The sequence below is a fragment of the Thermovibrio ruber genome, assembly GCF_055380895.1.
On the sequence record NZ_AP042397.1, the window covers coordinates 34,564 to 57,700 of the forward strand.

General features: G+C 45.0%; 22 protein-coding genes. 13 read left to right on the plus strand and 9 right to left on the minus strand.

Annotation, left to right across the window (positions count from 1 at the left end):
* The first annotated feature begins 5 nt into the window (after positions 1-5).
* From ACZ424_RS00200 to ACZ424_RS00210, 3 genes are read left to right on the plus strand one after another with little or no spacing between them, the layout of a single operon-like run.
* The gene (locus ACZ424_RS00200) at positions 6-164 is read left to right on the plus strand and encodes an integrase core domain-containing protein (RefSeq protein WP_464905228.1); all 159 of its coding nucleotides are present in this window, start codon (positions 6-8) and stop codon (positions 162-164) included.
* Entirely contained in the window at positions 165-1,247 is a 1,083-nt protein-coding gene (locus ACZ424_RS00205; protein WP_464904503.1) for a glycosyltransferase family 4 protein, read from the plus strand. It abuts the gene before it with no gap.
* Positions 1,240-2,553: a nucleotide sugar dehydrogenase gene (locus ACZ424_RS00210; protein WP_464904504.1), complete on the plus strand. Its 1,314-nt coding sequence runs from the start codon at positions 1,240-1,242 to the stop codon at positions 2,551-2,553. Before ACZ424_RS00205 ends, ACZ424_RS00210 begins: the two co-directional genes overlap by 8 nt.
* 2 nt (positions 2,554-2,555) lie before the next feature.
* On the opposite strand, the gene ACZ424_RS00215 is transcribed toward ACZ424_RS00210, so the two are convergent.
* From ACZ424_RS00215 to ACZ424_RS00230, 4 genes are read right to left on the minus strand one after another with little or no spacing between them, the layout of a single operon-like run.
* Complete coding sequence (locus tag ACZ424_RS00215) at positions 2,556-2,999, minus strand: hypothetical protein (protein ID WP_464904505.1); 444 nt, start codon at positions 2,997-2,999, stop codon at positions 2,556-2,558.
* A gap of 4 nt (positions 3,000-3,003) precedes the next feature.
* A complete protein-coding gene (locus tag ACZ424_RS00220) occupies positions 3,004-3,306 on the minus strand; it encodes an FtsB family cell division protein (protein ID WP_464904506.1) in 303 nt (100 codons plus the stop codon).
* A complete protein-coding gene (locus ACZ424_RS00225) occupies positions 3,278-3,862 on the minus strand; it encodes a DUF507 family protein (RefSeq protein ID WP_464904507.1) in 585 nt (194 codons plus the stop codon). Before ACZ424_RS00225 ends, ACZ424_RS00220 begins: the two co-directional genes overlap by 29 nt.
* Positions 3,862-6,570: a CDC27 family protein gene (locus ACZ424_RS00230; RefSeq protein ID WP_464904508.1), complete on the minus strand. Its 2,709-nt coding sequence runs from the start codon at positions 6,568-6,570 to the stop codon at positions 3,862-3,864. The genes ACZ424_RS00225 and ACZ424_RS00230 overlap by 1 nt, the downstream gene beginning before the upstream one ends.
* 74 nt (positions 6,571-6,644) lie before the next feature.
* On the opposite strand from ACZ424_RS00230, the gene uvrB reads away from it, so the two are divergent.
* Positions 6,645-8,633: an excinuclease ABC subunit UvrB gene (uvrB, locus tag ACZ424_RS00235; RefSeq protein ID WP_464904509.1), complete on the plus strand. Its 1,989-nt coding sequence runs from the start codon at positions 6,645-6,647 to the stop codon at positions 8,631-8,633.
* Here uvrB and ACZ424_RS00240 read toward each other — a convergent pair.
* Positions 8,630-9,280 (minus strand): response regulator transcription factor, encoded by a 651-nt coding sequence (locus ACZ424_RS00240; RefSeq protein WP_464904510.1) that lies wholly within the window; start codon positions 9,278-9,280, stop codon positions 8,630-8,632. The genes uvrB and ACZ424_RS00240 overlap by 4 nt on opposite strands.
* A 128-nt stretch (positions 9,281-9,408) precedes the next feature.
* Here ACZ424_RS00240 and ACZ424_RS00245 point away from each other — a divergent pair, with 128 nt between their 5' ends.
* The 4 genes from ACZ424_RS00245 to ACZ424_RS00260 all read left to right on the plus strand — a co-directional run bounded on the left by ACZ424_RS00245 (position 9,409) and on the right by ACZ424_RS00260 (position 14,577).
* Positions 9,409-10,641 (plus strand): DcaP family trimeric outer membrane transporter, encoded by a 1,233-nt coding sequence (locus ACZ424_RS00245; protein WP_464904511.1) that lies wholly within the window; start codon positions 9,409-9,411, stop codon positions 10,639-10,641.
* A 23-nt stretch (positions 10,642-10,664) separates the two neighbouring features.
* A complete protein-coding gene (locus tag ACZ424_RS00250) occupies positions 10,665-11,207 on the plus strand; it encodes an acetate uptake transporter (RefSeq protein WP_464904512.1) in 543 nt (180 codons plus the stop codon).
* A 19-nt stretch (positions 11,208-11,226) separates the two neighbouring features.
* Entirely contained in the window at positions 11,227-13,122 is a 1,896-nt protein-coding gene (gene acs / locus ACZ424_RS00255) for an acetate--CoA ligase (protein WP_464904513.1), read from the plus strand.
* 222 nt (positions 13,123-13,344) lie between these two features.
* Positions 13,345-14,577 (plus strand): U32 family peptidase C-terminal domain-containing protein, encoded by a 1,233-nt coding sequence (locus ACZ424_RS00260; RefSeq protein WP_464904514.1) that lies wholly within the window; start codon positions 13,345-13,347, stop codon positions 14,575-14,577.
* Between the two features lie 100 nt (positions 14,578-14,677).
* Here the strand turns inward: ACZ424_RS00260 and ACZ424_RS00265 are convergent, their stop codons facing one another.
* The 4 genes from ACZ424_RS00265 to ACZ424_RS00280 all read right to left on the minus strand — a co-directional run bounded on the left by ACZ424_RS00265 (position 14,678) and on the right by ACZ424_RS00280 (position 18,735).
* The gene (locus ACZ424_RS00265) at positions 14,678-15,034 is read right to left on the minus strand and encodes a hydrogenase iron-sulfur subunit (protein ID WP_464904515.1); all 357 of its coding nucleotides are present in this window, start codon (positions 15,032-15,034) and stop codon (positions 14,678-14,680) included.
* 129 nt (positions 15,035-15,163) lie between these two features.
* Positions 15,164-16,282 (minus strand): MFS transporter, encoded by a 1,119-nt coding sequence (locus ACZ424_RS00270; protein WP_464904516.1) that lies wholly within the window; start codon positions 16,280-16,282, stop codon positions 15,164-15,166.
* Between the two features lies 1 nt (position 16,283).
* Positions 16,284-17,576 carry a 3-phosphoshikimate 1-carboxyvinyltransferase gene (aroA, locus tag ACZ424_RS00275; RefSeq protein WP_464904517.1) on the minus strand — a complete coding sequence of 431 codons (1,293 nt, stop codon included), beginning with the start codon at positions 17,574-17,576 and terminating at the stop codon, positions 16,284-16,286.
* A 1-nt stretch (position 17,577) separates the two neighbouring features.
* Positions 17,578-18,735: an N-acetylmuramoyl-L-alanine amidase family protein gene (locus ACZ424_RS00280; RefSeq protein ID WP_464904518.1), complete on the minus strand. Its 1,158-nt coding sequence runs from the start codon at positions 18,733-18,735 to the stop codon at positions 17,578-17,580.
* 91 nt (positions 18,736-18,826) lie between these two features.
* Between ACZ424_RS00280 and ACZ424_RS00285 the strand changes: the two genes are divergently transcribed.
* Genes ACZ424_RS00285 through ACZ424_RS00305 form a run of 5 tightly spaced genes read left to right on the plus strand, consistent with a single transcriptional unit; the run spans position 18,827 to position 23,137 of the window.
* Positions 18,827-19,495 (plus strand): bacterio-opsin activator, encoded by a 669-nt coding sequence (locus ACZ424_RS00285; protein ID WP_464904519.1) that lies wholly within the window; start codon positions 18,827-18,829, stop codon positions 19,493-19,495.
* A gap of 8 nt (positions 19,496-19,503) precedes the next feature.
* A complete protein-coding gene (gene pilB, locus ACZ424_RS00290; RefSeq protein ID WP_464904520.1) occupies positions 19,504-21,210 on the plus strand; it encodes a type IV-A pilus assembly ATPase PilB in 1,707 nt (568 codons plus the stop codon).
* Positions 21,210-21,551: a DUF190 domain-containing protein gene (locus tag ACZ424_RS00295; protein WP_464904521.1), complete on the plus strand. Its 342-nt coding sequence runs from the start codon at positions 21,210-21,212 to the stop codon at positions 21,549-21,551. Before pilB ends, ACZ424_RS00295 begins: the two co-directional genes overlap by 1 nt.
* Complete coding sequence (gene aroD, locus ACZ424_RS00300; protein ID WP_464904522.1) at positions 21,551-22,309, plus strand: type I 3-dehydroquinate dehydratase; 759 nt, start codon at positions 21,551-21,553, stop codon at positions 22,307-22,309. The genes ACZ424_RS00295 and aroD overlap by 1 nt, the downstream gene beginning before the upstream one ends.
* A gap of 9 nt (positions 22,310-22,318) precedes the next feature.
* Complete coding sequence (locus ACZ424_RS00305; RefSeq protein WP_464904523.1) at positions 22,319-23,137, plus strand: cytochrome C assembly family protein; 819 nt, start codon at positions 22,319-22,321, stop codon at positions 23,135-23,137.

Below are 23,137 nucleotides of genomic sequence, written 5' to 3' on the forward strand. Positions count from 1 at the left end.
TAAAAATTAGCAGAGACTGGGCTAAGTATTACAACAGTGAGAGGTTGCATCAGTCACTTGGATACCGAACTCCTGATGAGCTTTACTACAGTAGAGAGGATTTAGCTATGAATGATAAAATGGCGGCCATCTCATATAAAAACTACATTGTTAAGGTTAAATAAATGAAAGTCCTTCAGGTAACGACTGCCAAAGGCTGGAGCGGTGGAACGGAGCAGTGCCTTTTACTTGCAAAGTATATGAATAAATTCGGAGTTAAGACTGATATTCTCTGTTTTAAAGGAACTGAGCTTGAGAAAAAGGCTAAAAGTTTAGGTATAGGGGTGCGCTATTTTCCTAACACATCTAAGTTTAATATCGCTGAAGCCAAAGAGCTCTCGTCTATCGTTTCAGATTACGATGTTGTGAATACTCACATCTCAAGGGCTCACTGGTTTGTCTGGTTTTCCCTTTTTTTCGCAAAAAAAAGACCGAAGTTGGTCTATACACGGAGGGTTCCTTATCCGGTTTCTAAAGTCTCGCTCCTTACTAAGTATAACTTCTTTACAGACTCTATCGTTGCAGTTTCGCCGAAGATCTACGAAGAGCTCTCTAAGGTTCCCGTTGTAGGTCGGAAGGTTCGTTACATACCGTCTGGAGTGGAACTTGATAGGTTCTCTCCAGAAGTTGAGAGCTCTGTTCGTAAAGAGTTAGGGATTTCGGAAGGAGCTCTCCTCTTTACAAACGTAGGAAACTTCTCAGAAGTTAAGGGACACTATGTTTTACTTCCTGCTTTTAAAAGGTTCCTTGAAAGTTTTGGAAAGAGAGATGTTTACCTACTGTTGGTTGGAAGGGACACAGAATCCAAAGAGGCTGAGTCTCTTATAGAAAAATACGGGCTGAAGGAAAGAGTTATCCCTTTAGGTTTTAGAAGAGATGTTCCTCAGATTTTAAAGGCTTCAGACGTTTTCGTCTTTCCCTCACTCAACGAGGGAATTGCCGGCTCTCTCCTTCAGGCTATGGCAATGGAGAAGGTTGTTGTGGCCTCTTCCGTTGGAGGAATCAGGAGTTATCTAAGGCACATGGAGAACGGAATAGCAGTTAAGCCTAACAGTATTGACTCTTTGTTAGAAGGAATGTTTTTAGCCGTTAAAAACTTGGAAAATACCGGTATGAAGAGAGAAGCCCGGAAAACGGCAGAGGAGTTTGATATAAAACGGGTAACAGAGGAGACTTTAAAACTCTACGAGGAGATTCTAAATGGCTAAGGTTCCGTCTTTTGAAAGTTTTGTTTCGGGAAAGGAGAGGATAGGAGTTGTCGGTTTGGGATACGTTGGGCTTCCTCTTGCCGTTTTACTGGGGAAGAAGTTCTCCGTTATCGGTTTTGACATAAACGAAAGGAGAATTGAGGAGCTCCGTAACGGAATTGACAGGACGAACGAGGTGGAGAGTGAGGAGCTCCTTAAAACAACCGTTGAGTTCACAACCGACGAGAAAAAGTTAAAGGAGTGCCGCCTCTTAATCGTTACAGTTCCGACTCCCATAGACAGACACAAAATCCCAGACCTTAGACCTTTAAAGGCTGCAACCCGAACGGTTGGAAGGAACCTGTCGGAAGGTAGCGTTGTCGTTTACGAATCTACTGTCTACCCCGGGGTAACTGAGGAGATATGTGTTCCAATCCTTGAGGCTGAGAGTGGGTTAAAGTGGAAAGAGGGTTTCTACGTCGGATATTCTCCTGAGAGGGTTAATCCCGGAGACAGAGAGCACACCATTGACAGGATAGTAAAGGTCGTTTCTGGAGATACGCCTGAGGTTGCGGAGCTCCTTAAAAATATCTATGGCTCTGTAATAACTGCCGGGGTTCACGTTGCTCCGAACATAAAGACAGCCGAGGCCGCAAAAGTTATTGAGAATACCCAGAGGGACTTAAACATCGCTCTTATGAACGAGCTTGCCCTTATATTCCACAAGCTTGGAATAGACACGAGGGACGTTCTTGAAGCAGCTGGAACAAAGTGGAACTTCCTGAAGTTTGAGCCCGGCCTTGTCGGTGGCCACTGTATAGGTGTTGACCCTTACTATTTAACCTTTAAAGCCCAAGAAATCGGCTACCACCCGGAGGTGATACTTGCCGGCCGAAGGATAAACGACTCAATGGGGAAGTTTGTAGCCGAGAGCTGCGTTAAGCTGATGATTAAGGAGGGTAAACAGATACTCGGTTCAAAAGTCCTCATTATGGGGATAACCTTTAAGGAGAACATTCCGGACGTTAGAAACTCAAAAGTCGTTGACATGTACGAGGAGCTCTCCTCCTTCGGGATAAAGCCTTTCGTTTACGATCCGGTTGCAGACGGTGAAGACGTGAAAAGGGAGTATGGTATAGAGCTCCTTGAAAGCCCTGAATCTGAAAAGCCTTACGACGCCGTAATCGTCGCCGTAAAGCACGACGGTTTTAGGGAGCTCCCGCCAAAGTTTTTCTCATCAATCTGCAGAACAAAACCGATAGTTTTAGACGTTAAGGGAATTTACGACAGGGAGAAGTTTAAAGACCTGATTCTCTGGAGGCTTTAAGATTAACTATTAAGAATAGATTTAAGGAACTCTACAAACTCTGGAATCTCTTTCCGGGCTTTTCCCGGAAACTTTACTCCATTCTTTAACAAGTTACATCCGAACTTTACCACTTTTCCCTTTATTCCAAACCACAAAAACTGTTTTTTAAAGAAGTTTGAGACGTCTACCTCCTCTTCTGAACTTAAAATTAACGCTACAGATGAAAGATAGTGGTCTGATGGAACTTCTGCGAACTCTTCAGAGTCTTTTAGGAACTTTTTAAAGGAACTTTCGGCGTCCATCTGATTTTTTACTTTTTTCCCAAAGACGTAAAAGTTTGAGACAATTTCGTAGTCCTTTAAGAAGAGGATTTCATGGACAGTTTTTACTGTAACTTTTCCGAAGAATAGGTAGTCTTTAAAAGGTTCCTGCCAAACGCCGTTTTCGGTGAAAAACTCTTTCAACTTTTTACTCAACAAACAGGATAACCTCTTCTCCGTTCTTTCCCTTTACGAGCATCTCGCGTCCTAACTTTTCGTAGTAAAAGCTGCTGTTCTCTTTTAGGGCTGTTAGCTTCTCTTTTAGAACTTCGTTCTGAAGCTGCCAGTAGTTTACCTCTCTCTTTAGCCTCCTTTCGGTGTCCTTGAGCTTTTGGAGCTCCCTTACAGAGTTTTCACCTACAAAGTAGCTGTGGAGAAACCAGGGGATAATGACAGCCCATAGGAGTAGGAGAGGCCAAAGCCTACAGCTCAGATTCCTCTTCCGGCTCAACCAGTCCTCTCTCTATAAGCTCTTCGTTGTAGTAGCGTCTGTAAAGAGCATACCACTCCGGAGTTCCTTCGTATATCGGCCTTGAGTGGGAAGCGATTTTCTCCCTTATGCTCTCGTCAATCTCCCTTCTTAACTTTGCAATCTCTTCAAAAGATTTAACTATCGCCCCCCTTATTACTCCTCTCTCTTCCGTATAGTCTAAGCTTTCATCTGTAAGGATAAGTTTTAGGATCTTTCCTGCAAGGTAGCTTGCCTTATCCCTTGAAAGGGGACTCCCTATAACAGGTATTCCTCTCTCTTTGGCAAGCTTTTCCTTTATGAGCTTTCTCGCCTTGTGTAGAGATACGCCTCTGTAGAGAACTTCTTCACTGTTTTCCTGAATTATCCTCTCGGCCTCTTCCTCAAGCTCTTTTTCGGTCTTGTAGTCTTCGTTTAGTATCTGGTAAACCTTTTCTCTGAACTCCTCTGGGTTATCAGCTATCACGAGCTCATTTTCTAAGAGGTTGTTTGCAATCCTGTCTGCGAGAAGCTTAAGGAAGCGGTGTTTTTTTGCCATCATTCCTCCCTGTTCAATCTTTGCAGGAGAGATTTTACCTTTTCTGCCGCTACTTCTCCCTCTTTCGTTCCCCTCTTAAGCTTCACAACTTTCCTGTAGAGTTTCAGTGCCTGTTCCAGGTTTCCCTTCTCCTCAAAGAGCTGGGCGGCTCTGTATAGGGCCGTGGAACTCCAGGGCTCAACATTTAGCTCGTAGGGAATCTTCAGGTAGTCTATTATTGCGCTGTCTGTATCTCCCTTCTGTGCCTCTATTGCAGCCTTCCAGAAGAGGGATTCTGCCTTCTGTTCCTTTGTTTCTGCCTTTTTCATCGCTTCGTTTATGAGCTTCTGGGCAAGGTCAAGTTTCCCCTGCTCCTGAGCCAGTATTCCCAAACTTACGAGGTCGTCGTAGTTTGCCGAGGGGAGCTCCCCGGCTTTAACTATCTCCTGAGTCAGCTCTAAGGCCTTCTCTTTCTCTCCCGTCAGCTTGTAGTAGTGGGCAAGTTTTGCAAGGAAGTATCCTCTCTCTTCCTGTGGAATTCTGTTTATGTCCTTAACGTTCTGGGCTGCTGTGTAGGCGTCAACCAGCCTTCCCATTGAGAGGTAGGTTTTAAAGAGGAGGAAGTTTTTAAGGCTGTCGTTACTTGCAAGCTGTGAATCTTTCAGAACTCTTGAGTAGGTCTTCAGTTTCAGGTCAATATCAACCAACCTCTCTGCTACCTTGTCTTTAAGCTCCGGGTTCGTAGTCCTCTGGAGGGCTAACTTTAAGAGGCCGTAAGCCTTTCCTAATTCTCCTTGAGAGAGATAGTCTTCGGCTTTTGCCACTAATGTTGAGGTATCTGTAGTAGTGTTTTCCGGGTTGTAGGCTATGAAGTAAGGGTCGTTAAAGAGCAGAGGCTCAAATTTCCCGCTTTTGTAGGCCAAGTAGTTTATATACTGTTTTGCAAACTTTGAAGTTTCCTCGTCTGGTGAGAGATTAAAGAGCTCCGTAAGGTAAAACATCGCCTTCTGAGGGTTTTTATTTTCATAGAACTGTGATAGAAAGAGGGATAGGACAATCTTTTCCCTCTGGGGAGCTCTGCTGAAAACTCTATGTGCCAATTTCGGGTTTTTTGAGACTACCGCGGCCATAGTTTCAACTGTTGGAGAGTTCAGTGGAAGCTTAGAGATTTCTTCCGTTTTTCCTATCTCTTTTGCAAGGAAGACGGCTCTTCCTCCGTTAACCTCCGGAAACAGCCCATCCTCTTTAAGCTCTTTTTTTAGGACTTTGAAGCTTTTACTCTTCTCTCCCATCTGGTAGAGGCTGAAAGCCAAAAAGGTTTTTACCTCTCCGTCGTTTACTTTTTTTAGAACTTCTGAGGCATTTCTATAGTCTTCCATGTTAAAGAGGGCAATTCCCATAAGTTTTACCGTTTCCTCTGTCCTCTTTCCCTGATTGTAGGCAAACTTTAAGAGTTTCAGAGCCAGTGAAGGGTTCCCGGAGTAGAGGTAGACCTTTGCGGCGTTTATGAGGGATTCCCTGTAATAGGGAGTGTCTTGGTAGTTACCCATAAGCTGGTTATAAACGACGTTTCCTACCTGAAGGTTCAGCGTTCCCAACTTTCCCAGCAGGTAGAGGGTTCTTGCGGTTGTGAGTTTCTCCGTCGGGTTCTGTATGGCCTTCTCAAGCTCACCCTGAGCCTTGTTGTATAGTCCCCTTTCGTAGTAGAGGTATCCGAGATCGTGAGGTGAGCCGATTTCACCTTCCGGAATTTGGCTTGAGAACGAAAACAGCAGTGCTTTGACGTAGAGCTCTGGGTATAGTTTCTTAAGCTCTTCAAAGTCAAATTTGCCGTTGTAGAAGTCCTCTAAGACTCTAAGATTTTCCGGTTCCTCCGGTCTGGAAACGTTAAGACCGATGACTTTGGGAATCTCACGGGGCTTTCCTAACTTGTAGAGAGTCCAAGCTAAGAGGTATTTCTCCTCTGTTGATTGAGGGTTTTTTAAGAGTTTTGCTGCCTTCTTATACTGCCCTGCTAAGTAGTAGGCCTTTGCAAGCTCCAGTTTGGTCTTTGAGTTGGGGTGTTTTTTGTAGAGTTTCTCTGCTTCAACAACGGCGTCCTGAAACTGCTTTTTCCTCTCAAGGTATCTTATGAACTGAACGGTCTCGTCTGGGGTTTTGAACCAGCGGCCGTAGGTGTCAAATATCAGGTCTATCAGCTGGTAGTTGTTTTTCTCCGTTGCCTTTTCAAGTGCCGTTTTTAAAAAACCACTGTCCTTTATCGCCCCTTTCAGCTCAAGGTCCTTAGCCGCTGTTTTTATCACGTAGTAGGTGTCTTCGGGAGAGAGCTCCCCCTTCGAAAGGGCGTAGAAGAAGCCGATTTTCTCACCTATAGGAAGTGCTTTAAGCTCCTGTATAGGAAAGGCTTTGTCTATGGGAATTCCCTTTTTCAAAGCCAGTAGAGTTTGGAGGGCTAAGAGCTCTCCCCCGTGGAACTGAAGGTAGTTCTTCTCCCAGAAATTAACGAGCTCCTCTAATCCTTTGTAGTCTTTGGCTTTTAGGAAGGAAAGGTATGCAATTCTATAAACTTTTTTAAAGTTTTTACCTTTTAGACTGTTTAGGTTCTCTTTAAACGTTTTGGCAGCCAAGGAGTAAAGCCCGTCTCTGTAGAGCTTAACTCCGAGGGATATGTCTGACGCTAAGGCTGTAGATCCCGTTAGAAGGAGTGCAAATAGCGTTCTCTTTATCATTTCTCTCCCCTTGATGGGTTTTCTGCAGAGTTTAATCTTATAACTTTGCCAAACAAAGTTTAGAGGTAAGCGTCTTGAGAAAGTTTAAAGTAGTTTCAGAGTTTCAGCCCCGGGGAGACCAGCCGAAGGCTATAAGGGAACTCTCAAATGGTATAAAGAGAGGCCTTAAGTATCAAACTCTGCTGGGGATTACCGGAAGCGGTAAGACTTACACGATTGCCAAGGTCATAGAGCAAGTCCAAAAACCTACTTTAGTAATTTCCCACAACAAGCTTCTTGCTGCCCAGCTCTACCACGAGCTAAAGAACTTTTTCCCGAACAACGCCGTTGAATACTTCATAAGCTACTACGACTACTACCAGCCGGAAGCCTACATACCCAGCAGAGACCTCTACATAGAAAAGGACTGCTCAATCAACCCTGTAATAGACAGAATGCGCCACTCTGCAACGGTTTCGCTTTTAACCCGCCCTGACACTATTGTCGTTGCCTCAGTTTCTTGTATTTACGGTTTAGGTTCTCCGGAACACTACAGGGAACTCTCTTTGAGGTTTGAGGTTGGAGAGGAGATTGAGAGGGACGAGATTATAAGGAAACTTGTAACCTTAGGCTACGAAAGGAGCGAATACGACGTTAAGCCTGGAATCTTTAAGGTTCGGGGAGACGTTATTGACATCTACCCGGCAGACCAGGAAGACCATTTTATTCGGGTGGAGCTTTTCGGAGATGAGGTTGATTCAATAGTTATGCTTGACTACTTCAACCAGAAAGTTTTAAAGAGCTTTGATTCCTACACCGTTTATCCGGCTTCTCACTACGCAACTCCCTACTCAAAGATTCTAAAGGCCGTTGAGTCTATAGAGAGGGAGCTTGAGGAGAGGGTTGCCTACTTTTTGAGGGAAGGTAAAGAGCTTGAGGCGAGGAGGCTTGAGCAGAGAACTCGCTACGACATGGAGCTCCTCCTTGAAATCGGCCACTGTAAGGGAATAGAGAACTACTCCCGCCACTTAGACGGAAGGAAGCCAGGAGAACCTCCATATACGCTCCTTGACTACTTCCCCGATGACTTCTTGGTAATCATTGACGAGTCCCACGTAACCATTCCCCAGATTAAGGCAATGTGGAGAGGAGACAGGGCGAGGAAGTTTAACCTAATTGAACACGGCTTCAGGCTTCCTTCAGCCTACGACAACAGGCCGTTAAACTTTGAGGAGTTTTTAGAGAGGGTTCCTCAGGCCATCTTCGTCTCTGCAACTCCCGGAGAGTTTGAGCTCTCGGTTTCAGAGAGGGTAGTTGAGCAGATAATAAGGCCTACTGGACTTTTAGACCCAGTTGTTGAGGTAAGGCAGACGGAGGGTCAGATTGACTACCTCATCTCTGAGATTAGGAAGGTTATCTCAAGGAACGAGAGAGCTCTCATAACAACCCTTACAAAGAGGAGCGCCGAGGAGCTTGCGGAATACCTGATTGAGAGGGGAATTAAAGCCAAGTATCTCCACTCAGAGGTTGATTCGGTAGAGAGGGTTGAAATCATAAGGGGTTTAAGGAGCGGCGAGTTTGACGTTCTGGTCGGAGTTAACCTGTTGAGAGAGGGCTTAGACCTTCCTGAGGTTTCACTCGTTGCAATCCTTGACGCCGACAAGGAAGGTTTCCTCAGGTCTACCACTTCCCTTATTCAGACTATGGGAAGGGCGGCAAGGAACGTTAACGGAAAAGTTATCCTCTTTGCAGACAGAGTTACCCCCTCAATGAAGAAGGCCATAGAGGAGACGGAGAGGAGGAGAAGAATTCAGGAGGAATACAACAGGAAGCACGGAATAACTCCGAAGACTGTAAAGAGGGAGCTTGACTCCTCTATATTAGAGGACGCAGGTTTAACGGCCTTCCAGAGGTTAAAGAAGAAAGGCATTGAGAGATTTCCGAGGAGTGAAGAGGAGCTCTTAGAGGAAATAGCAAGGCTTGAGAGGGAGATGAAAGAGGCTGCAAAGAATTGGGAGTTTGAGAGGGCTGCAGAGCTGAGGGACAAAATAAAGGAGCTCCGAAAACTTTTGATTCCGGCTTAGATATTCCTGGTTAAGATGTATCCAACGTTTGTTAGGGTTTTTAAGTGCTTACCCTTCTCTCCTAACTTCTTCCTCAGCCGGTAGATGTAAACGTCAAGTGTTCTCGTGTTTCCTTTTCCTTTCCAAACTTTCTCTAATAGAAACTCCTTCGGTAGGACTTCTTCTGAGTATTTGATGAGGAGCTCTAAGATTTCAAGTTCAATTTTCGTTAGGTTTACGCTCCTCTCACCAACTATTAACCTTCCCTCTTTCTTCTTCAGAATAATTCCCTCAAACTCCAAAACGTTCTTGAGTTTTTCCCTGTAGCGCCTGATTATTGCGAGGCACCTTGCAAGGAGCTCCCTCGTACTGAACGGTTTAACCACAAAGTCGTCTGCCCCCATTTCAAACCACTTAACCTTTGTATTAACGTCACACACAGAACTTAGAACAATTATGGGAATGCCTTTTCTCTCTTTGATTTCTTTGCATATTTCCAGCCCTTTACTTCCTATTAAAGTCAAATCAAAGATAAGAAATGAATAATTGTTTCTGTTAAATATGTCGTCTCTGCTAGTTCCTATTTCAACATCTATTCCTTGAAGGTCAAAGGTATCGGCAATCTCTTTTGCAAGGCTTTTGTCGTCCTCTATTAGGAGAACCCGCATTTTTACATCCTTTTAACAAGAAATTTACAAAGAATTAAGAGATGATGCTAAATATATTGTATAAGGAAATATTAAAATTTTGCTACAATTACTGCAACACAGCTTAAAAAGTAGAAGGAGGATGGAGGATGAGGAAAGAGCTCTTAGCCGTAACGGCGGCACTTTTCCTTATTCATCCTGCTTACAGCCAGGATGAAATTTCGCAGCTGAAAGCACAGATTCAAAAGCTTCAGGAGCAGATGGTAAAGCTCCAGGCGAAACTTACCGAACTTGAAGCTCAAAGAGGTGTTGGAGCAAGGGCAGTAACGGGTCTAAAGAGTGGCGTTAAACTCTACGGCCGCATCAAGATGGACGCAATCTACGATACACACAACATGGGAACAGACGCTTTCATAACAAAACTTCCAAAAGACGATAGACAGGATAGGTCAACTTTCAACGTGAAAGACACCCGCATAGGCCTCATAATAAACGGTCCTGAAACAGACGGCTGGAAGATAACTGGAAGGATAGAGGGAGACTTCTACGGCCTCGGTGCAAGCGGAAAGGACAACGGAGGTTTCAGGATAAGGCTCTCATACATCAACTTGAACAACGGCGAGGGAACAAACATCAGGATAGGACAAGACTATATCCCAATAGCTTCACAGATGGCGTCAACCCTTGACTTCTTGAGTATGGGAGGTTCTGGTAACCTGTGGGACAGGACGCCTCAGATAACGATAACACAGACCTTTGACAACGGATTCGGAATACTTGGGACGGCCTGGAAGAGCTCCGCAACGACTGACCACGTAGGGATGAGGATGCCCTGGGTAGGAGCAAAAATCTTCTACAAGGGAGACCTCTTTGGAACAGGAAAGCCTCTCTACTTAGCCCTTGGAGGAGCCTACAGACACGGAAGTGACGAGGTAGGTGGAGTAAAGGACGACGTATCTGACTATTTGGCAGCAGTTGAGTGGAACGTTCCGTTTAACCTGATTGTTCCGATGGGAATAAAGGGAGAGGCATACGTTGGCCAAGGGTTAACGACGAGGGACTTCTTAGTCTTCACAACTCCCCACTATAAAGATGGAAACAGCGTAGACGAGCTTCAGACTTGGGGAGGATTTGTCCAGCTGACAGTGAAGCCCTATCAAAGGTTTACGGTCAACCTTGGAGCTGGAATGGACAACCCAGACAACGACGATGCTGACAAGGTCGGGACGTATGAGAAGAACTGGAGGGCATTTGGAAACGTGATTTACAGCCTTGCTCCCAACGTTTCACTTGGAGCTGAGTGGGACCACCAAGAGACCCTCTACAAGGGGGATGTTGAGCACGGAGAAAGGTTCATGATGTCTGCTATCTACAACTGGTAATAAAATAGTAAGGAGGAGACGTTATGGAGGGAAAAATAGCGAACCCAGCACCTTTAGGACTCTTTGCCTTTGGTATGACAACTGTTCTTCTAAACCTTCACAATGCAGGCCTATTTGGCCTCGGAACGATGATTTTATCAATGGGCATCTTCTACGGAGGCCTTGCCCAGATCATTGCCGGAATATTTGAGTTTAAAAAGGGAAATACCTTTGGTGCTCTTGCGTTTTCATCTTATGGGCTCTTCTGGGAGACACTCGTGTTCCTTCTCTTGATGTCAAAGTGGAACTGGTGGCCGGGACCGGATAAGGGAGCGTTGGTTGCCTACTTGACAATCTGGGGAATTTTCACATTCCTTCTCTGGGTAGTTCTCTACGTAACGAAGCACGGCTGGGACATTCAGGTCGTGTTCATAACTCTCTGGATTCTCTTCTTCCTCTTGGCATTTGGGGAGTTTACAGGGAGCTCCACAATTAAACACTTTGCTGGATGGGAAGGAATACTGTGTGGGGCTCTGGCAATGTACGTAGGATTCAAAACTGTTTTAGCTGAGTCAAAAACAGCATAACTAAATAGAGGAGGTAAAAATGGCAGAGGAAAAGCTTGACCACCTGTTGAAGAAGGAGCTCGTAATTGAACCGCCGAAAGAGTTTGTAGAGAGAGCAAACGTTAAGGACTACGAGGCGGAGTACAAAAGGTTCCTTGAAGACCCAGAAAAGTTCTGGGCAGGTGTTGCCGAGGAGCTCTTCTGGTACGAGAAGTGGGAGAAAGTCCTTGAGTGGAACTACCCATACGCCAAGTGGTTTGTTGGAGGTAAAACAAACATAACTGTTAACGCTTTAGATAGGCACGTAAAAAACGGAAAGAGGAACAAGGTTGCCTTTTTCTGGGAAGACGAACTCGGCAACGAGAGGGTGTTTACATACGGAGAGCTCTATAGGCTTGTAAACAAGTTTGCAAACGCCCTAAAGGCTGCGGGAGTTAAAAAGGGAGACAGGGTTGTTATCTACATGCCTCTCGTTATTGAACAGGTTGTTGCAATGCTTGCCTGTGCCCGTATTGGGGCAATCCACTCAGTAGTTTACGCAGGTTTTAGCGTTCCAGCCTTAAGGCACAGGATTGAGGACGCAGAGGCAAAGTTCGTAATTACAGCTGACGTAACAATCAGAAGGGGAAGGGCTATTCCTCTAAAGAGGATAGTTGACGAAGCGATTATGGATCTTCCTTTCGTTGAGCAAGTTGTTGTCTTAAGGAGGCTTGAGCCAAAGGTTGATCTCATTGGAGAGAAAGAGGTTGACTTCTACGAGTTTATGGACGGTCACTTAGACTACTGCGAACCGGAAGTTATGGATGCAGAAGACCCTCTCTTTATCCTCTACACCTCAGGTTCAACAGGCAAGCCTAAGGGGGTTCTTCACACAACAGGCGGTTACATGGTCGGGACTTACTACTCAATGAAGACAGTTTTTGACCTGAAAGACGACGACGTTTACTGGTGTACGGCAGACCCGGGATGGATTACCGGTCACAGTTACATCGTTTACGGTCCCCTCGTTGCTGGAGCTACTCAGGTTATTGCAGAGGGAGCTCCCAACTATCCAGACTACGGCCGTTGGTGGAGGATTGTTGAGAAATATGGAGTAAACATCTTCTACACCGCTCCAACTGCGATAAGGATGTTCATGAGGGCAGGAGATGAGTGGCCAAATAAGTACGACCTATCTTCCCTGAGGCTCCTCGGGTCTGTTGGAGAGCCTATCAACCCGGAAGCCTGGCTCTGGTATTACAAAGTGATAGGTAAGGAAAGGTGCCCGATCGTTGATACCTGGTGGCAGACAGAGACTGGATCAGTGATGATTACAACTATAGACGGTCTCCCAATGAAACCTGGAAAGGCTGGAAAGCCTGTTCCCGGAGTTATTGCGGATGTTGTTGACAAGGAAGGCAATCCAGTTGAAGTAGACAAGGGAGGGTTCTTAGTCGTTAAGTATCCATGGCCTTCCATGATGAGGACTATCTGGAAGAACCCAGAGAGGTATGAACAGTACTGGAACACGATTCCCAACTGCTACACAGCCGGAGACGTTGCGGTTAAAGATAAAGACGGCTACATAATGATTTTAGGTAGGGCAGACGACGTTATCAACGTTTCCGGCCATAGGATTGGAACGATGGAGGTTGAGTCTGCACTGGTTTCCCACCCGGCAGTCGCCGAAGCTGCAGTTATCGGTAAGCCAGATCCGGTTAAGGGAGAGACTATAAAGGCCTTCGTTATCCTCAAAGAGGGTGTAGCGGCTTCTGAGAAGCTTGTTGATGACCTTAAATACCACGTAAGGATGGAGCTTGGAGCTCTTGCCGTTCCTTCTGAGATTGAGTTCGTTGACAAGCTTCCAAAGACAAGAAGCGGAAAGATTATGAGAAGGGTTCTCAAGGCTAAAGAGTTAGGTATAGATCCTGGAGACCTATCTACACTTGAAGATTAGTCCGTTTTGAAGGGGGAGGGTTTTACTCCCCCTTTTCCTTTTTAAAATTAGAGACGAATAAAAATTCCCTTTCAGTAGAGTTATAACTCCTATGGAAGCCTTTCTAAGTTTTTAGAGTTTCTTTATAAAACCTAAGTACTTAAATCTTCCTTTTTAAAAGAGGTTCTCAATAAGGCCTTTCAAACCTAAATTTTAGCGTGAACTTTTGTTAAGGGGAAAGTTATGAAGAAACCTGAAGTCCTTGCTCCTGCTGGGAATTTGGAGAAACTTAAGTTTGCCGTTGACTTTGGAGCAGATGCCGTTTACTTGGGAGGAAAGCTCTTTAACCTAAGGGCAAAGGCTGGAAACTTCACTTTAGATGAGATGGCAGAAGGGATAGACTACGCCCACAGCAGAGGAATTAAGGTTTACATAACGCTCAACGCATTTGCAAGGAACAGAGATTTTCACTCTATTGAAGAGTTTATTGACGAGGTTAAGGAGCTCTCTCCCGATGCCTTCATCGTTTCAGACCTTGGAGTTTTGAAAACCATCAAGGAGAGAGCTCCGGAAATAGAGGTTCACATAAGCACTCAGGCAAACACTACAAACTACAGGGCTGTTGAGGTTTATAAGAGTTTAGGTGCAAGCAGGGTCGTCCTTGCAAGGGAGCTCTCCATAGACGAGATAAAGGAGATTAAAGATAGAGTTCCAGATATGGAGTTAGAGGTCTTCGTCCACGGTGCTATGTGTATGGCCTACTCCGGCAGGTGTCTTCTCTCTAACTATCTCTCTTACAGGGAGAGTAACAAGGGAGCCTGTTCACAGAGCTGCCGCTGGAAGTACTACGTAGTTGAGGAGACAAGGCCTGGGGAGCTCTACCAGGTAGAGGAAGACGAGAGCGGAACTTACATATTTAACTCAAAAGACCTCTGCGCCCTGCCTGTCCTTGATGAACTTGTTGACGCCGGAGTTGACTCTTTAAAGATTGAGGGAAGAGTAAAGTCAGCCTACTACGTTGCGGTGACGACGAGCGTTTACAGAAGGGCAGTTGACCTCATTTTGACCGACAGGGAAGCGTTTAAAAGAGAGATTCCCAAATTGATGGCAGAGCTTGAGAAGGTGAGCCACAGACCTTATACCCTTGGTTTCTTAAAAGGTGGAGAAGGGAACCTTCAGCACTACGAAACAAGCTCCTACATAAGGAACTACAAGTTCTTAGGAATTTATAAGAGAAACCTCTGGCAGGTGAGGAACAGGCTAAGTCTTGGAGACGATGTGGAGCTCTTCACTCCGTCTGCAGAAGTTTTAAGGTTAAAAGTTGAAGGAATAGAGGTTTTAAAAAAAGGAAGGTTTGTTTCCTCAGAGGTTGCGAACCCGAACCAGCAGGCGCTAATCAAGTTTAACAGGAAAGTTAACGTTCCTGAAAATACAATACTCAGAAGGAAAGAGGTAAAAGAACCGGCAGCTGTTTAAGTGGAGGAGGGAGTTCCCTAACAACCCTCAGTCCAAATCCGTGCAGTATCAAGGAGGGAAGTGTCGTAGCCGGCAACCTCCCTCTAAGTAGTAGGCCATATTAAGCTTCTGCATAGCATCCCTCCTTAATCTCCTTCAGTTTCTGGTTCATCTGCCTTATTGAGTTGGCAAGCTTTTTCCAGTGGGGGACGCCTATGTACTCCCACTTAACCAACTTGTCGTTTACTCCAAGTAGCTGAAGGCTTTCGTTAAGCATTTCAATTCTTCTTTCCTGCATGTAGTTGCCCCAAGCGTGGTGGCAGTTTTCACACTCTCCACAGGCTACGCACTTTGTTGGGTCAACTTTTGGAACTCTCTGCTTTATCTTCACATTAAACGTTCCCTTTTCAACGCCAATTACCGTTGAGTTAGCCCTATTCCTTAAAAGGTTTCCCTTCCTACTACAGGAATTACCCACTGGCTCGTGCAGGCCGCTGGGTAGCTTTCAGACTGCCACAGGAACGGAACTGAGGCTGCGAAGCCTCCCAAGTAGGGTTTCTCTTCAACGATTACGTAGTCAATCCCGAGGTCGGGAAAAGCTTGGGCGCTAATGGCTAATTTTCTTTGTAAGGACTGAAGATAAAAGGCACAGAGCTGAGAAAGGTAGAAATGCGATATTACCGGAAAGGTTATAAAAATAGCCGGCTAATAGGTTTCCAGCGAGAGCTCCAACTCCAACTGCTCCGTGGAAAATCCCGTAGGCTGTCCCCCTCTTTGACTTTCCAGTAATCTCTCCGATTAGAGCTCTCTGGACAGTATCTGTAACTCCGAGCCCCACTCCGTAGAGGAGAAATGAGAGGGTTAGTGTTCCTAAACCACCGTGAAATGATAGAACGAGAAGTGATAGTGCCGAAAATCCGTAGCCGACGGAGAGGACAGTTCCCTTTCCGAGCCTGTCCGAGAGGTTCCCTGCCGGAAGTGAAGTCAGAAGATAAGCGACGTTTAGGAGAAGGTAGAGGAGAAGGGCTTTCTTTTCCGATGTCTCCTTCCCTGCAACGAAAATCAGGAACATGAAGCTGAGAGATCCAACAGAGTAGAGGGTAATTACAGAGAGGGCTTTTAGAAACTCTTTACTCAGAGTTTTCTCACTTTGGGTTTCCCGTTTAGTCTCTTTTACTTTTGGTTCTTTTACGAAAATTAATGGAATAAGACTAAAGAAGGAGAGAGCTCCCCCTATCAGGATAACAAGTCTGTTTTCGGCTCCTGCGTAGATCAGCATCGTTGCAAGGAGAACTCCGAGGAGAGCTCCAGCCGTATCCATACTCCTGTGAATTCCGAATTTCTTTCCGCTTTTGCCCTTTGAGAGTGATATGAGGGCGTCCCTCGGGGCGGTTCTCAGTCCTTTTCCGATTCTCTCAAGTGTTGAGCTTAGAACTACCTGCTCAACGTGTTTTGAAAAACCTATTAAGAGTTTAAAGAGGGCTGAAGTAAGGTAGCCCGCAAAGATAAGCAGTTTTTTACTTCTAAACCTGTCCGATAGGTAGCCAGATATCGGCTTTAGGCCGTTTGAAAGGAGTTCCCTTAGTCCGCTTAAAAGCCCGACGGCAACTCCTCCCCCACCGAGCTGGGCTAAAAAGAGGGGGAGAACAGCAGAGATGAGCTCACTCGCAACGTCGTTTATAAAGCTGGCAAGCCCCAAAAGAATGACGTTTCTGTCAACTTTCATTTTAGGATAGGAGTTTTTTTAAATCTTCAAAAAAGCCGGGGTATGAAGTAGAGATGCACTCTGTGTCGTCTATCTCTACAGGCCCCTCTGTTATCAGTGAGGCTATTGAGAAAGTCATTGCTATCCTGTGGTCACCAAAAGACCTGACCTTTCCTCCTTTAAGTTTCGTCTTTCCCTTTATAACCATTCCGTCTGGGAGCTCCTCTGCATCTCCTCCGATAGACTTTAGGTTCTCAACTGTTGACCTAATCCTGTCGCTCTCCTTTACGCGGAGCTCCGCTGCGTCCCTTATAACTGTTTTTCCTTCTGCCTGAGTTGCAAGCAGGGCTATTACCGGAAGTTCGTCTATGAGAGTTGGTATTTCCTCACCTTTTATTTCTGTAGCTCTGAGGTCTGGCGAGTAGTAAACAGCAACGTCTCCAATCTCTTCACCTGAAGTTTCCCTTTTGCTAAGTATTTCGTACCTAACTCCCATTCTGTCAAAGACTTTCAAGATTCCCGTTCTTGTCGGGTTGAGGATTACCTCTTTCAGAACAACCTCTGAGCCGGGAGTTACTGCCGCTCCAACCATAAAGAATGCAGCAGAAGAGATGTCGGCAGGAACGGTTATCTCAAGGTTTCCTTCAAGTTCCCTGTTCTTCCCGAGTCTTACCGTTAAACCTTCAACTTCAACGTCAACGCCGAAGGCTTTTAGCATTCTCTCCGTGTGGTCTCTGCTCTTTGCAGGTTCAGTTACTGAAACGGGGTCGTCTGTAAAAAGTCCAGCAAGGAGAACGGCCGACTTTACCTGTGCGGAGGCCTTAGGGCTCTTGTAGTCTATTCCCTTCAACCTCTCCTTACCTATTACCGTTAAGGGCGGGTATTTCCCCTTTTCCCTTCCAAATATTTGAGCTCCCATCTGCCTCAAGGGAACTGCAATTCTGTCCATAGGCCTTCGCCTTAAGTACTGGTCGCCGGTTAGAACTGAGTAAAAGGACTGCCCTGAGAGAATTCCGCTTATGAGCCTTATTGAGGTTCCGGAGTTTCCAAGGTCTAAAACGTTAAAAGGTTCTTTTAAGGAGCGTTTACCCTTTCCTCTAATTACTATCTCTCTTTTTCTATCTTCAATGGGAGCTCCAAGTTCTAAAAAAGCTTTAAGCGTGTTTAAACAGTCTTCAGACCTTAAAAACTCCCTAACAACTACCTCTCCTCTGTTTATACTTGAGAGCATTACTGCCCTGTGGGAGATTGACTTGTCGCTGGGGGTTCGGAGCTCTCCTTTTAAAGACTTTCCCTTGAAGTGTAAAATTGCCATTTTACTCCTCTACCATTGCAACTGTATTGAGAGACTCTATGTAACGCTCAATGCCCTGTGCTATTCCTTTTGCTATCTCTTCCTGATACCAACCTTTAACAAGCCTTTGTCTGTCTAAGTGATTCGTCATAAATCCGCTCTCTATGAGAACTGCCGGTCTTCCAGGAGTTTTGAGGACTAAGATGTTTCTATACATATCTTTTATTCCGTTAAGGAGCTCATCGTTAACGTGGGCCTTCAAACTCTGAATGATAGCCTCTGCAAGTTTTGAACTCTCTGCGAACGTTACGGTAGTTGCAAGATTTATGAGAAGTGGGCTTATGCTCCAGCACATAACGTCGCTACAGAGCTTTACGTTCTTTGCCACAGCCTTTGCAGTATTTTCAGCCTTTGCAAAGAGCTTGGGAGAAGCTTTAAAGACCGTAACTCCACTCCACTGAGGGTAGTTTGGCATTGAGTCTGCGTGGATGCTTACAAAAGCATCGGCACAGGACTTTGCTGCAATTTCTGCCCTTTTTAAAAGAGGAACGTAAACATCTCTTGTTCTTGTCATTACAACTTTTATGTGAGGGTTTCTTTTAAGGTATTTACGGACTTTCAGAGCTATAGGTAGGGTTATCCACTTCTCCTTAATCTTTGGGTGCCTTGAGTAGGGTGGCCAAACGGCTCCTGGATCTTTTCCACCGTGTCCTGGGTCTATAACTACTACCCTTTGAGGGGTTTTTCTGACCTTGCACTCTGTTGTAACAAACTCTGGGAAAACATCAATAACTATCCTGAAAGGTCTTTTGCCACAGCTCTTTAAACCGAATATTTTGAACCTGTGGGGTTCCTTGAAAACTACTTTAACTTTAGTTCTTCTATGGCTTATTGGAATTACCTCAACCTCTTTTACAAGGGGGCTTTTAAGTTTCCTTTTGATTTTCCTAACAGCTCCAACTCCCTGAAGGTCTAACCAGAGAGTGTTTTTCCTGAAGCTTTCTTTGATGTTTTTCCTTAAAACCTTTGACGTGCAGTCTAAAACGATCCTCGTTCGCTCTTGGGTTGAGGAATAGCGAACCCTTAAAACTACTGGATGTCTTTTGGCTTCTGCTTCTTCAGTTAGAAAACTGAGAACACTCCCTATTAGAAGTGTTTTGAGGAGGGCTCTCCTATTCATAGTAACTCCTTTTAGTTTGTCCAATTCTAACAATTTCACTTACAAAAGATATAATTTAAAAAATGTGAAAAAACTTTTTAAGGAGGGAGTGATGGTAGTGGAGGTTAAACCGAAAGAAGTGGATTACGATGCTCTGGCTTTAAGGGTTTTCTTGAAGGCTATTGAGCTAATAGGTGGACCGAGAGCTCTCTTTGAGTATCGCAACCTAACGTGGGTTCCGAGTCTTATGGAGGCCTCTTACGCTGTTGTTCTAAAGTATGAAGCAATGAAAACAGACGACGAGATTGCAGAGTTTTTGGGACTTACGAAGCAGACTGTGAGGAACATGCTCTCTGCAGATCCTGAGCTCGTAATGGCAAAGCTTAAAGGTGAGTTTGAAAGTGGAGAGGTAAAGGTTCACACTGCAGGAGGCCTTGCCAAGAAGGCTTACGAGGAGGTTAAGAAGGGTAACGACTACGTCTCCTTCGTTGCCTACCTGTGTGAGGAGTACATCAGGAAGCCTATGGAAGCTGCTGAATCTGGTCAACCGGCTGCAACCTGTCCTGATATCGGTCTTGTATGGCCTGTCTACGTTCTCAAAGCTATTAAGGGGATGGACTTTCCCGTTGACGAGTCTAAGAAGGAAGAGCTCAAGGAGAGGCTTAAGGGAATCAAGGTTAAAGATGTTTCAGCTGAGGAGCTCCTTGATAAGGTAGAATTTCCCATTAAAAGCCCGGCAGACCTCCTCCACAAGCTGGCAGCTGCTGTTAAAGGAGGATAAAGAGAGTAATGCAGAAAGTTGATGAGACGAAGTTAAAGGAGTTTATCTCTGAGAGGCTGGGGGTTCCTCCCCAGCTCCTTAAAGGTCCTGATTGGGAAAAAACGTTAATAGAAAAAAAATTTGTTACGGAAGATAAGCTCCTTTCCCTCCTCTCAGAGTTTTACAACTTTCCGGCAGTAGACTTGAGAAAAGTAGAGATCCCTCCCGATATCGTTAAGATAGTTCCAAGGGTAACTGCCGAGAAGTTTTTAGTTCTTCCCTTTGATAAAAAAGGCCCCGTCTTAAAGCTTGCAATGGCAGATCCTTCAGACATTCAGATAAGGGAAAGAATAAGGTTTACTACCGGTTTCAAAGTTCAGCCCTACGTTGCTCTCCCTTTCAGGATAAGAGAAAAGCTTGTAGAAGTTTATGGAAAAGCTGAGGAGGAGTTCTTTTCCCGTTTAAAATCTGAGCTTGAAAAGGAGGAAGTACCTGCAGAGTCGGAAGGTTTAGAAACCGTTTCAGTTTCTTCTCAAGTTATTACCCTTGACGACCTTAAGAGTCTTGCCTCTCAGGCTCCCATTGTAAAGCTTGTAAACGCCATAATTCTTGAAGCTATTCAAAAAGGTGCAAGTGATATTCACATAGAGCCCTTTGAGAAGGAGCTCCGTATCCGCTATCGTATAGACGGAGTTCTCAGGGTTGTTGCCAAGTACAATCCTGAAATAAAAGACGCTGTTGTAGCTCGTATAAAAGTTCTCAGCAGTTTGGACATTGCAGAAAAAAGGCTCCCCCAAGACGGTCGTATGAAGGCATCCTTTAAAGGAAGACAGATAGACTTTAGGGTTTCAACGGTTCCGACTGTTTACGGCGAAAAGGTTGTTCTTAGGATTCTTGATAAGGGAGCTCTTAAGTTAGACCTCTCAGAGTTGGGACTTGAAGAAAGGGAGTACAACCTTCTCCTTAAAGCCATTCACTCTCCTTACGGAATGGTTTTGGTTACAGGCCCTACAGGTTCCGGTAAAACCACGACTCTTTACTCTTCACTCCTTACGGTTAACAAGCCGGAAGTTAACATAATGACCGTTGAAGACCCCGTTGAGTATAACCTCTACGGAATTAACCAGGTGCAAGTTAACCCAGAAATCGGTTTAACCTTTGCAAGGGCTTTGAGGGCTTTCCTTCGTCAAGACCCAGATATCATAATGGTCGGTGAGATAAGGGATACAGAAACTGCAGAAATTGGAATTGAGGCAGCCTTAACTGGTCACCTCGTCCTCTCAACTCTTCACACAAACGATGCTCCAAGCACTGTGACAAGGCTTGTAGACATGGGAATAGAACCGTTTCTGGTCTCGTCCTCGGTTATACTTGTTATTGCCCAGAGGCTTGCAAGGAGAATCTGTCCTTACTGTAAAGAGCCTTATAAGTATCCAGTAGAAGTTTTAAAAGAAGTTGGGTTTACAGATGAAGAAATAGAAAGGATTCAGACTTATAAAGGAAAAGGCTGTGAAAAGTGCGATTACACAGGTTACAAAGGAAGGGTAGCCCTATACGAAGTTATGGAAGTTGTTCCTGAAATCAGGGATGCAATAGTTAAAGGAAAGAACGCCGACGAGATAAGGAAAATTGCAAAGAAGTATGGAATGAGAACCTTAAGGGAAATAGGAAGGATAAAGATAGCAAAGGGCGTTACGACTCCTGAAGAAGTTCTAAGGGTTACGAGGAGCTACTGATGAAGGGGATAGTCGGTAAGAGGAAGCTCCTGAGGGTATTTATTGATCTTGACGATAAGTTCCAAGGAAAGCCTCTTTGGGAGTATATTCTGAAACTTGTAAAGGAGAACGGCCTTGCAGGGGCAACGGTTTTTAAAGCCGCTGCCGGAATAGGAGCACACTCGGAGCTCCGCACCTTCTCCGTCTGGCGTCTCTCACAGAACTTACCGGTCGTTGTTGAAATAATAGATAAGGAAGAGAAAATAAGGGAATTTCTCAAAGTTTTAGACGAAGTCCTTGAGGAGGGACTTGTAGTTCTTGAGGACGTTGAGGTTGTAACTTACCGACACAGGGAGATGTGATGCAGATAGGAACTGTTGAGCTTGGAAAAGAGCCTGCGGTTATTATCGCCCTGAACGGTCAGAACTTAGAGGAGAACCTTGAGAAGGCCAGAAGGCTCAAGATAGACCTTGTAGAGGCAAGGCTTGACCTCCTTCCTAAGATTAACTCTGGAGAAATAAAGAGGTTTTTGGACGTTGTTGGAGACTATGGCTTCTATACGGTTTCTACTTTAAGGCCAAGCTGGGAAGGGGGAAACTATAAAGGGAAAGAGTCTGAAAGGCTTAAGCTCTTTGAGGAGGTAGTGAAGCACCCTACGACGGGAGCCGTTGACGTTGAGTTGAGGAGCTCCATCCTTCCTGAGGTTGCTTCTATGGTTAGGGAAGAAAGGAAAAAGTTAATAGTTTCCTACCATGACTTTGAAAAGACACCGCCAAACAGTGAGATAGAAGAGATACTGCAACGCTGTAAAGAGTTGGGGGCGGACATTGTTAAAGTTGCCTTTATGGGTAAAAGTCAAGAAGACGCCGCAAGGGTCTGTTGCCTCCTTTCACAGTTTAACCACCCTAAAATCTTCATGGTAATGGGAGAGGTAGGCTCCTTTACAAGGGTTGTAGGATTCTCCTTTGGCTCACTCCTTACTTATACATTCTTCGGAAAACCCGTAGCTCCTGGGCAGATAGAGGCTGAAAGACTGATAAAGCTCCTTTCCAACCTCTACCCGTTCTATAGGAGAAAGAGGGAGAAATTCTTCTCTGAGGAGTTTTTTGAATTGATATAATCCTTAACCATGAATCTGGAAGCGTTCATCTACTCTACAGTTGTCCTCTACGGCATCTCAACGCTCCACTACCTTCTCTACCTGATTTTTAAGAAGGAGAAGCTCTCAACAGTCGGTCTTTACTCTGCCCGTTTCGGTTTTTTAACGAACCTTCTGTCGGTTGTTCTCCTTATCGTTAAAAACGGTTCAGAGAGTCTCTTCACTCCTAAAGGGGCATTTCTTCTCTTTTCAATGAGCGTTGTTTCTGTTTACCTCTACTTTTCAACAAGGCACAAGCTTTCACTTTCCGGTGCCTTTTTGATGCCTTGGGCTACCCTTTTCTCCTTTATTGCCTCTCAGGTTTCCGGAGTGCCCAAAGCGGCCTTTTCAGTAGGTATTGTCGGAATGGTTCACATTGTTTCGGCCTTCTTGGGCTACAGCGCTTTTATATTTGCTTCTCTCCTTTCCGTTCTTTACCTGATATTTGAGAACCACCTGAAGAAGAAGAAGTTCTCTGTATTCTTTCAGAAGCTTCCGTCACTCTCTCTCGTTGAGTCTGTTATCTATCACGCCGTTGCAGTAGGGTTTTTCTTCATAACGGTTTCAATGTTTGCCGGAGCTGTTTGGTCAGAAAAACTTTTCGGAACTTACTGGAGCTGGCATCCTAAACAGGTTGCAACCCTTATTTCCTGGTTTGTTTACGCAGGGGTAATTCACCTCTACCTCTACGGAGAGTGGAGGGGTAAAAAGTTCTGCTACCTGAACCTTTTAGGTTTATTCGTAATAGTGTTAAACTTTTTAGGAGTAAATTTATTATCAAGTAAAGATGTTCACTCTTTCAAGGGGTAG

Bases quoted from the DNA above. Each gene is read 5' to 3' on its own strand.
- ACZ424_RS00205 (WP_464904503.1), top strand. From the start codon at position 165: ATGAAAGTCCTTCAGGTAACGACTGCCAAAGGCTGGAGCGGTGGAACG.
- ACZ424_RS00210 (WP_464904504.1), top strand. From the start codon at position 1,240: ATGGCTAAGGTTCCGTCTTTTGAAAGTTTTGTTTCGGGAAAGGAGAGG.
- ACZ424_RS00225 (WP_464904507.1), bottom strand. From the start codon at position 3,862: ATGGCAAAAAAACACCGCTTCCTTAAGCTTCTCGCAGACAGGATTGCA.
- ACZ424_RS00230 (WP_464904508.1), bottom strand. From the start codon at position 6,570: ATGATAAAGAGAACGCTATTTGCACTCCTTCTAACGGGATCTACAGCC.
- ACZ424_RS00240 (WP_464904510.1), bottom strand. From the start codon at position 9,280: ATGCGGGTTCTCCTAATAGAGGACGACAAAAGCCTTGCAAAAGAGATT.
- ACZ424_RS00245 (WP_464904511.1), top strand. From the start codon at position 9,409: ATGAGGAAAGAGCTCTTAGCCGTAACGGCGGCACTTTTCCTTATTCAT.
- ACZ424_RS00250 (WP_464904512.1), top strand. From the start codon at position 10,665: ATGGAGGGAAAAATAGCGAACCCAGCACCTTTAGGACTCTTTGCCTTT.
- acs (WP_464904513.1), top strand. From the start codon at position 11,227: ATGGCAGAGGAAAAGCTTGACCACCTGTTGAAGAAGGAGCTCGTAATT.
- ACZ424_RS00260 (WP_464904514.1), top strand. From the start codon at position 13,345: ATGAAGAAACCTGAAGTCCTTGCTCCTGCTGGGAATTTGGAGAAACTT.
- ACZ424_RS00270 (WP_464904516.1), bottom strand. From the start codon at position 16,282: ATGAAAGTTGACAGAAACGTCATTCTTTTGGGGCTTGCCAGCTTTATA.
- aroA (WP_464904517.1), bottom strand. From the start codon at position 17,576: ATGGCAATTTTACACTTCAAGGGAAAGTCTTTAAAAGGAGAGCTCCGA.
- ACZ424_RS00280 (WP_464904518.1), bottom strand. From the start codon at position 18,735: ATGAATAGGAGAGCCCTCCTCAAAACACTTCTAATAGGGAGTGTTCTC.
- ACZ424_RS00285 (WP_464904519.1), top strand. From the start codon at position 18,827: ATGGTAGTGGAGGTTAAACCGAAAGAAGTGGATTACGATGCTCTGGCT.
- pilB (WP_464904520.1), top strand. From the start codon at position 19,504: ATGCAGAAAGTTGATGAGACGAAGTTAAAGGAGTTTATCTCTGAGAGG.
- ACZ424_RS00295 (WP_464904521.1), top strand. From the start codon at position 21,210: ATGAAGGGGATAGTCGGTAAGAGGAAGCTCCTGAGGGTATTTATTGAT.
- aroD (WP_464904522.1), top strand. From the start codon at position 21,551: ATGCAGATAGGAACTGTTGAGCTTGGAAAAGAGCCTGCGGTTATTATC.
- ACZ424_RS00305 (WP_464904523.1), top strand. From the start codon at position 22,319: ATGAATCTGGAAGCGTTCATCTACTCTACAGTTGTCCTCTACGGCATC.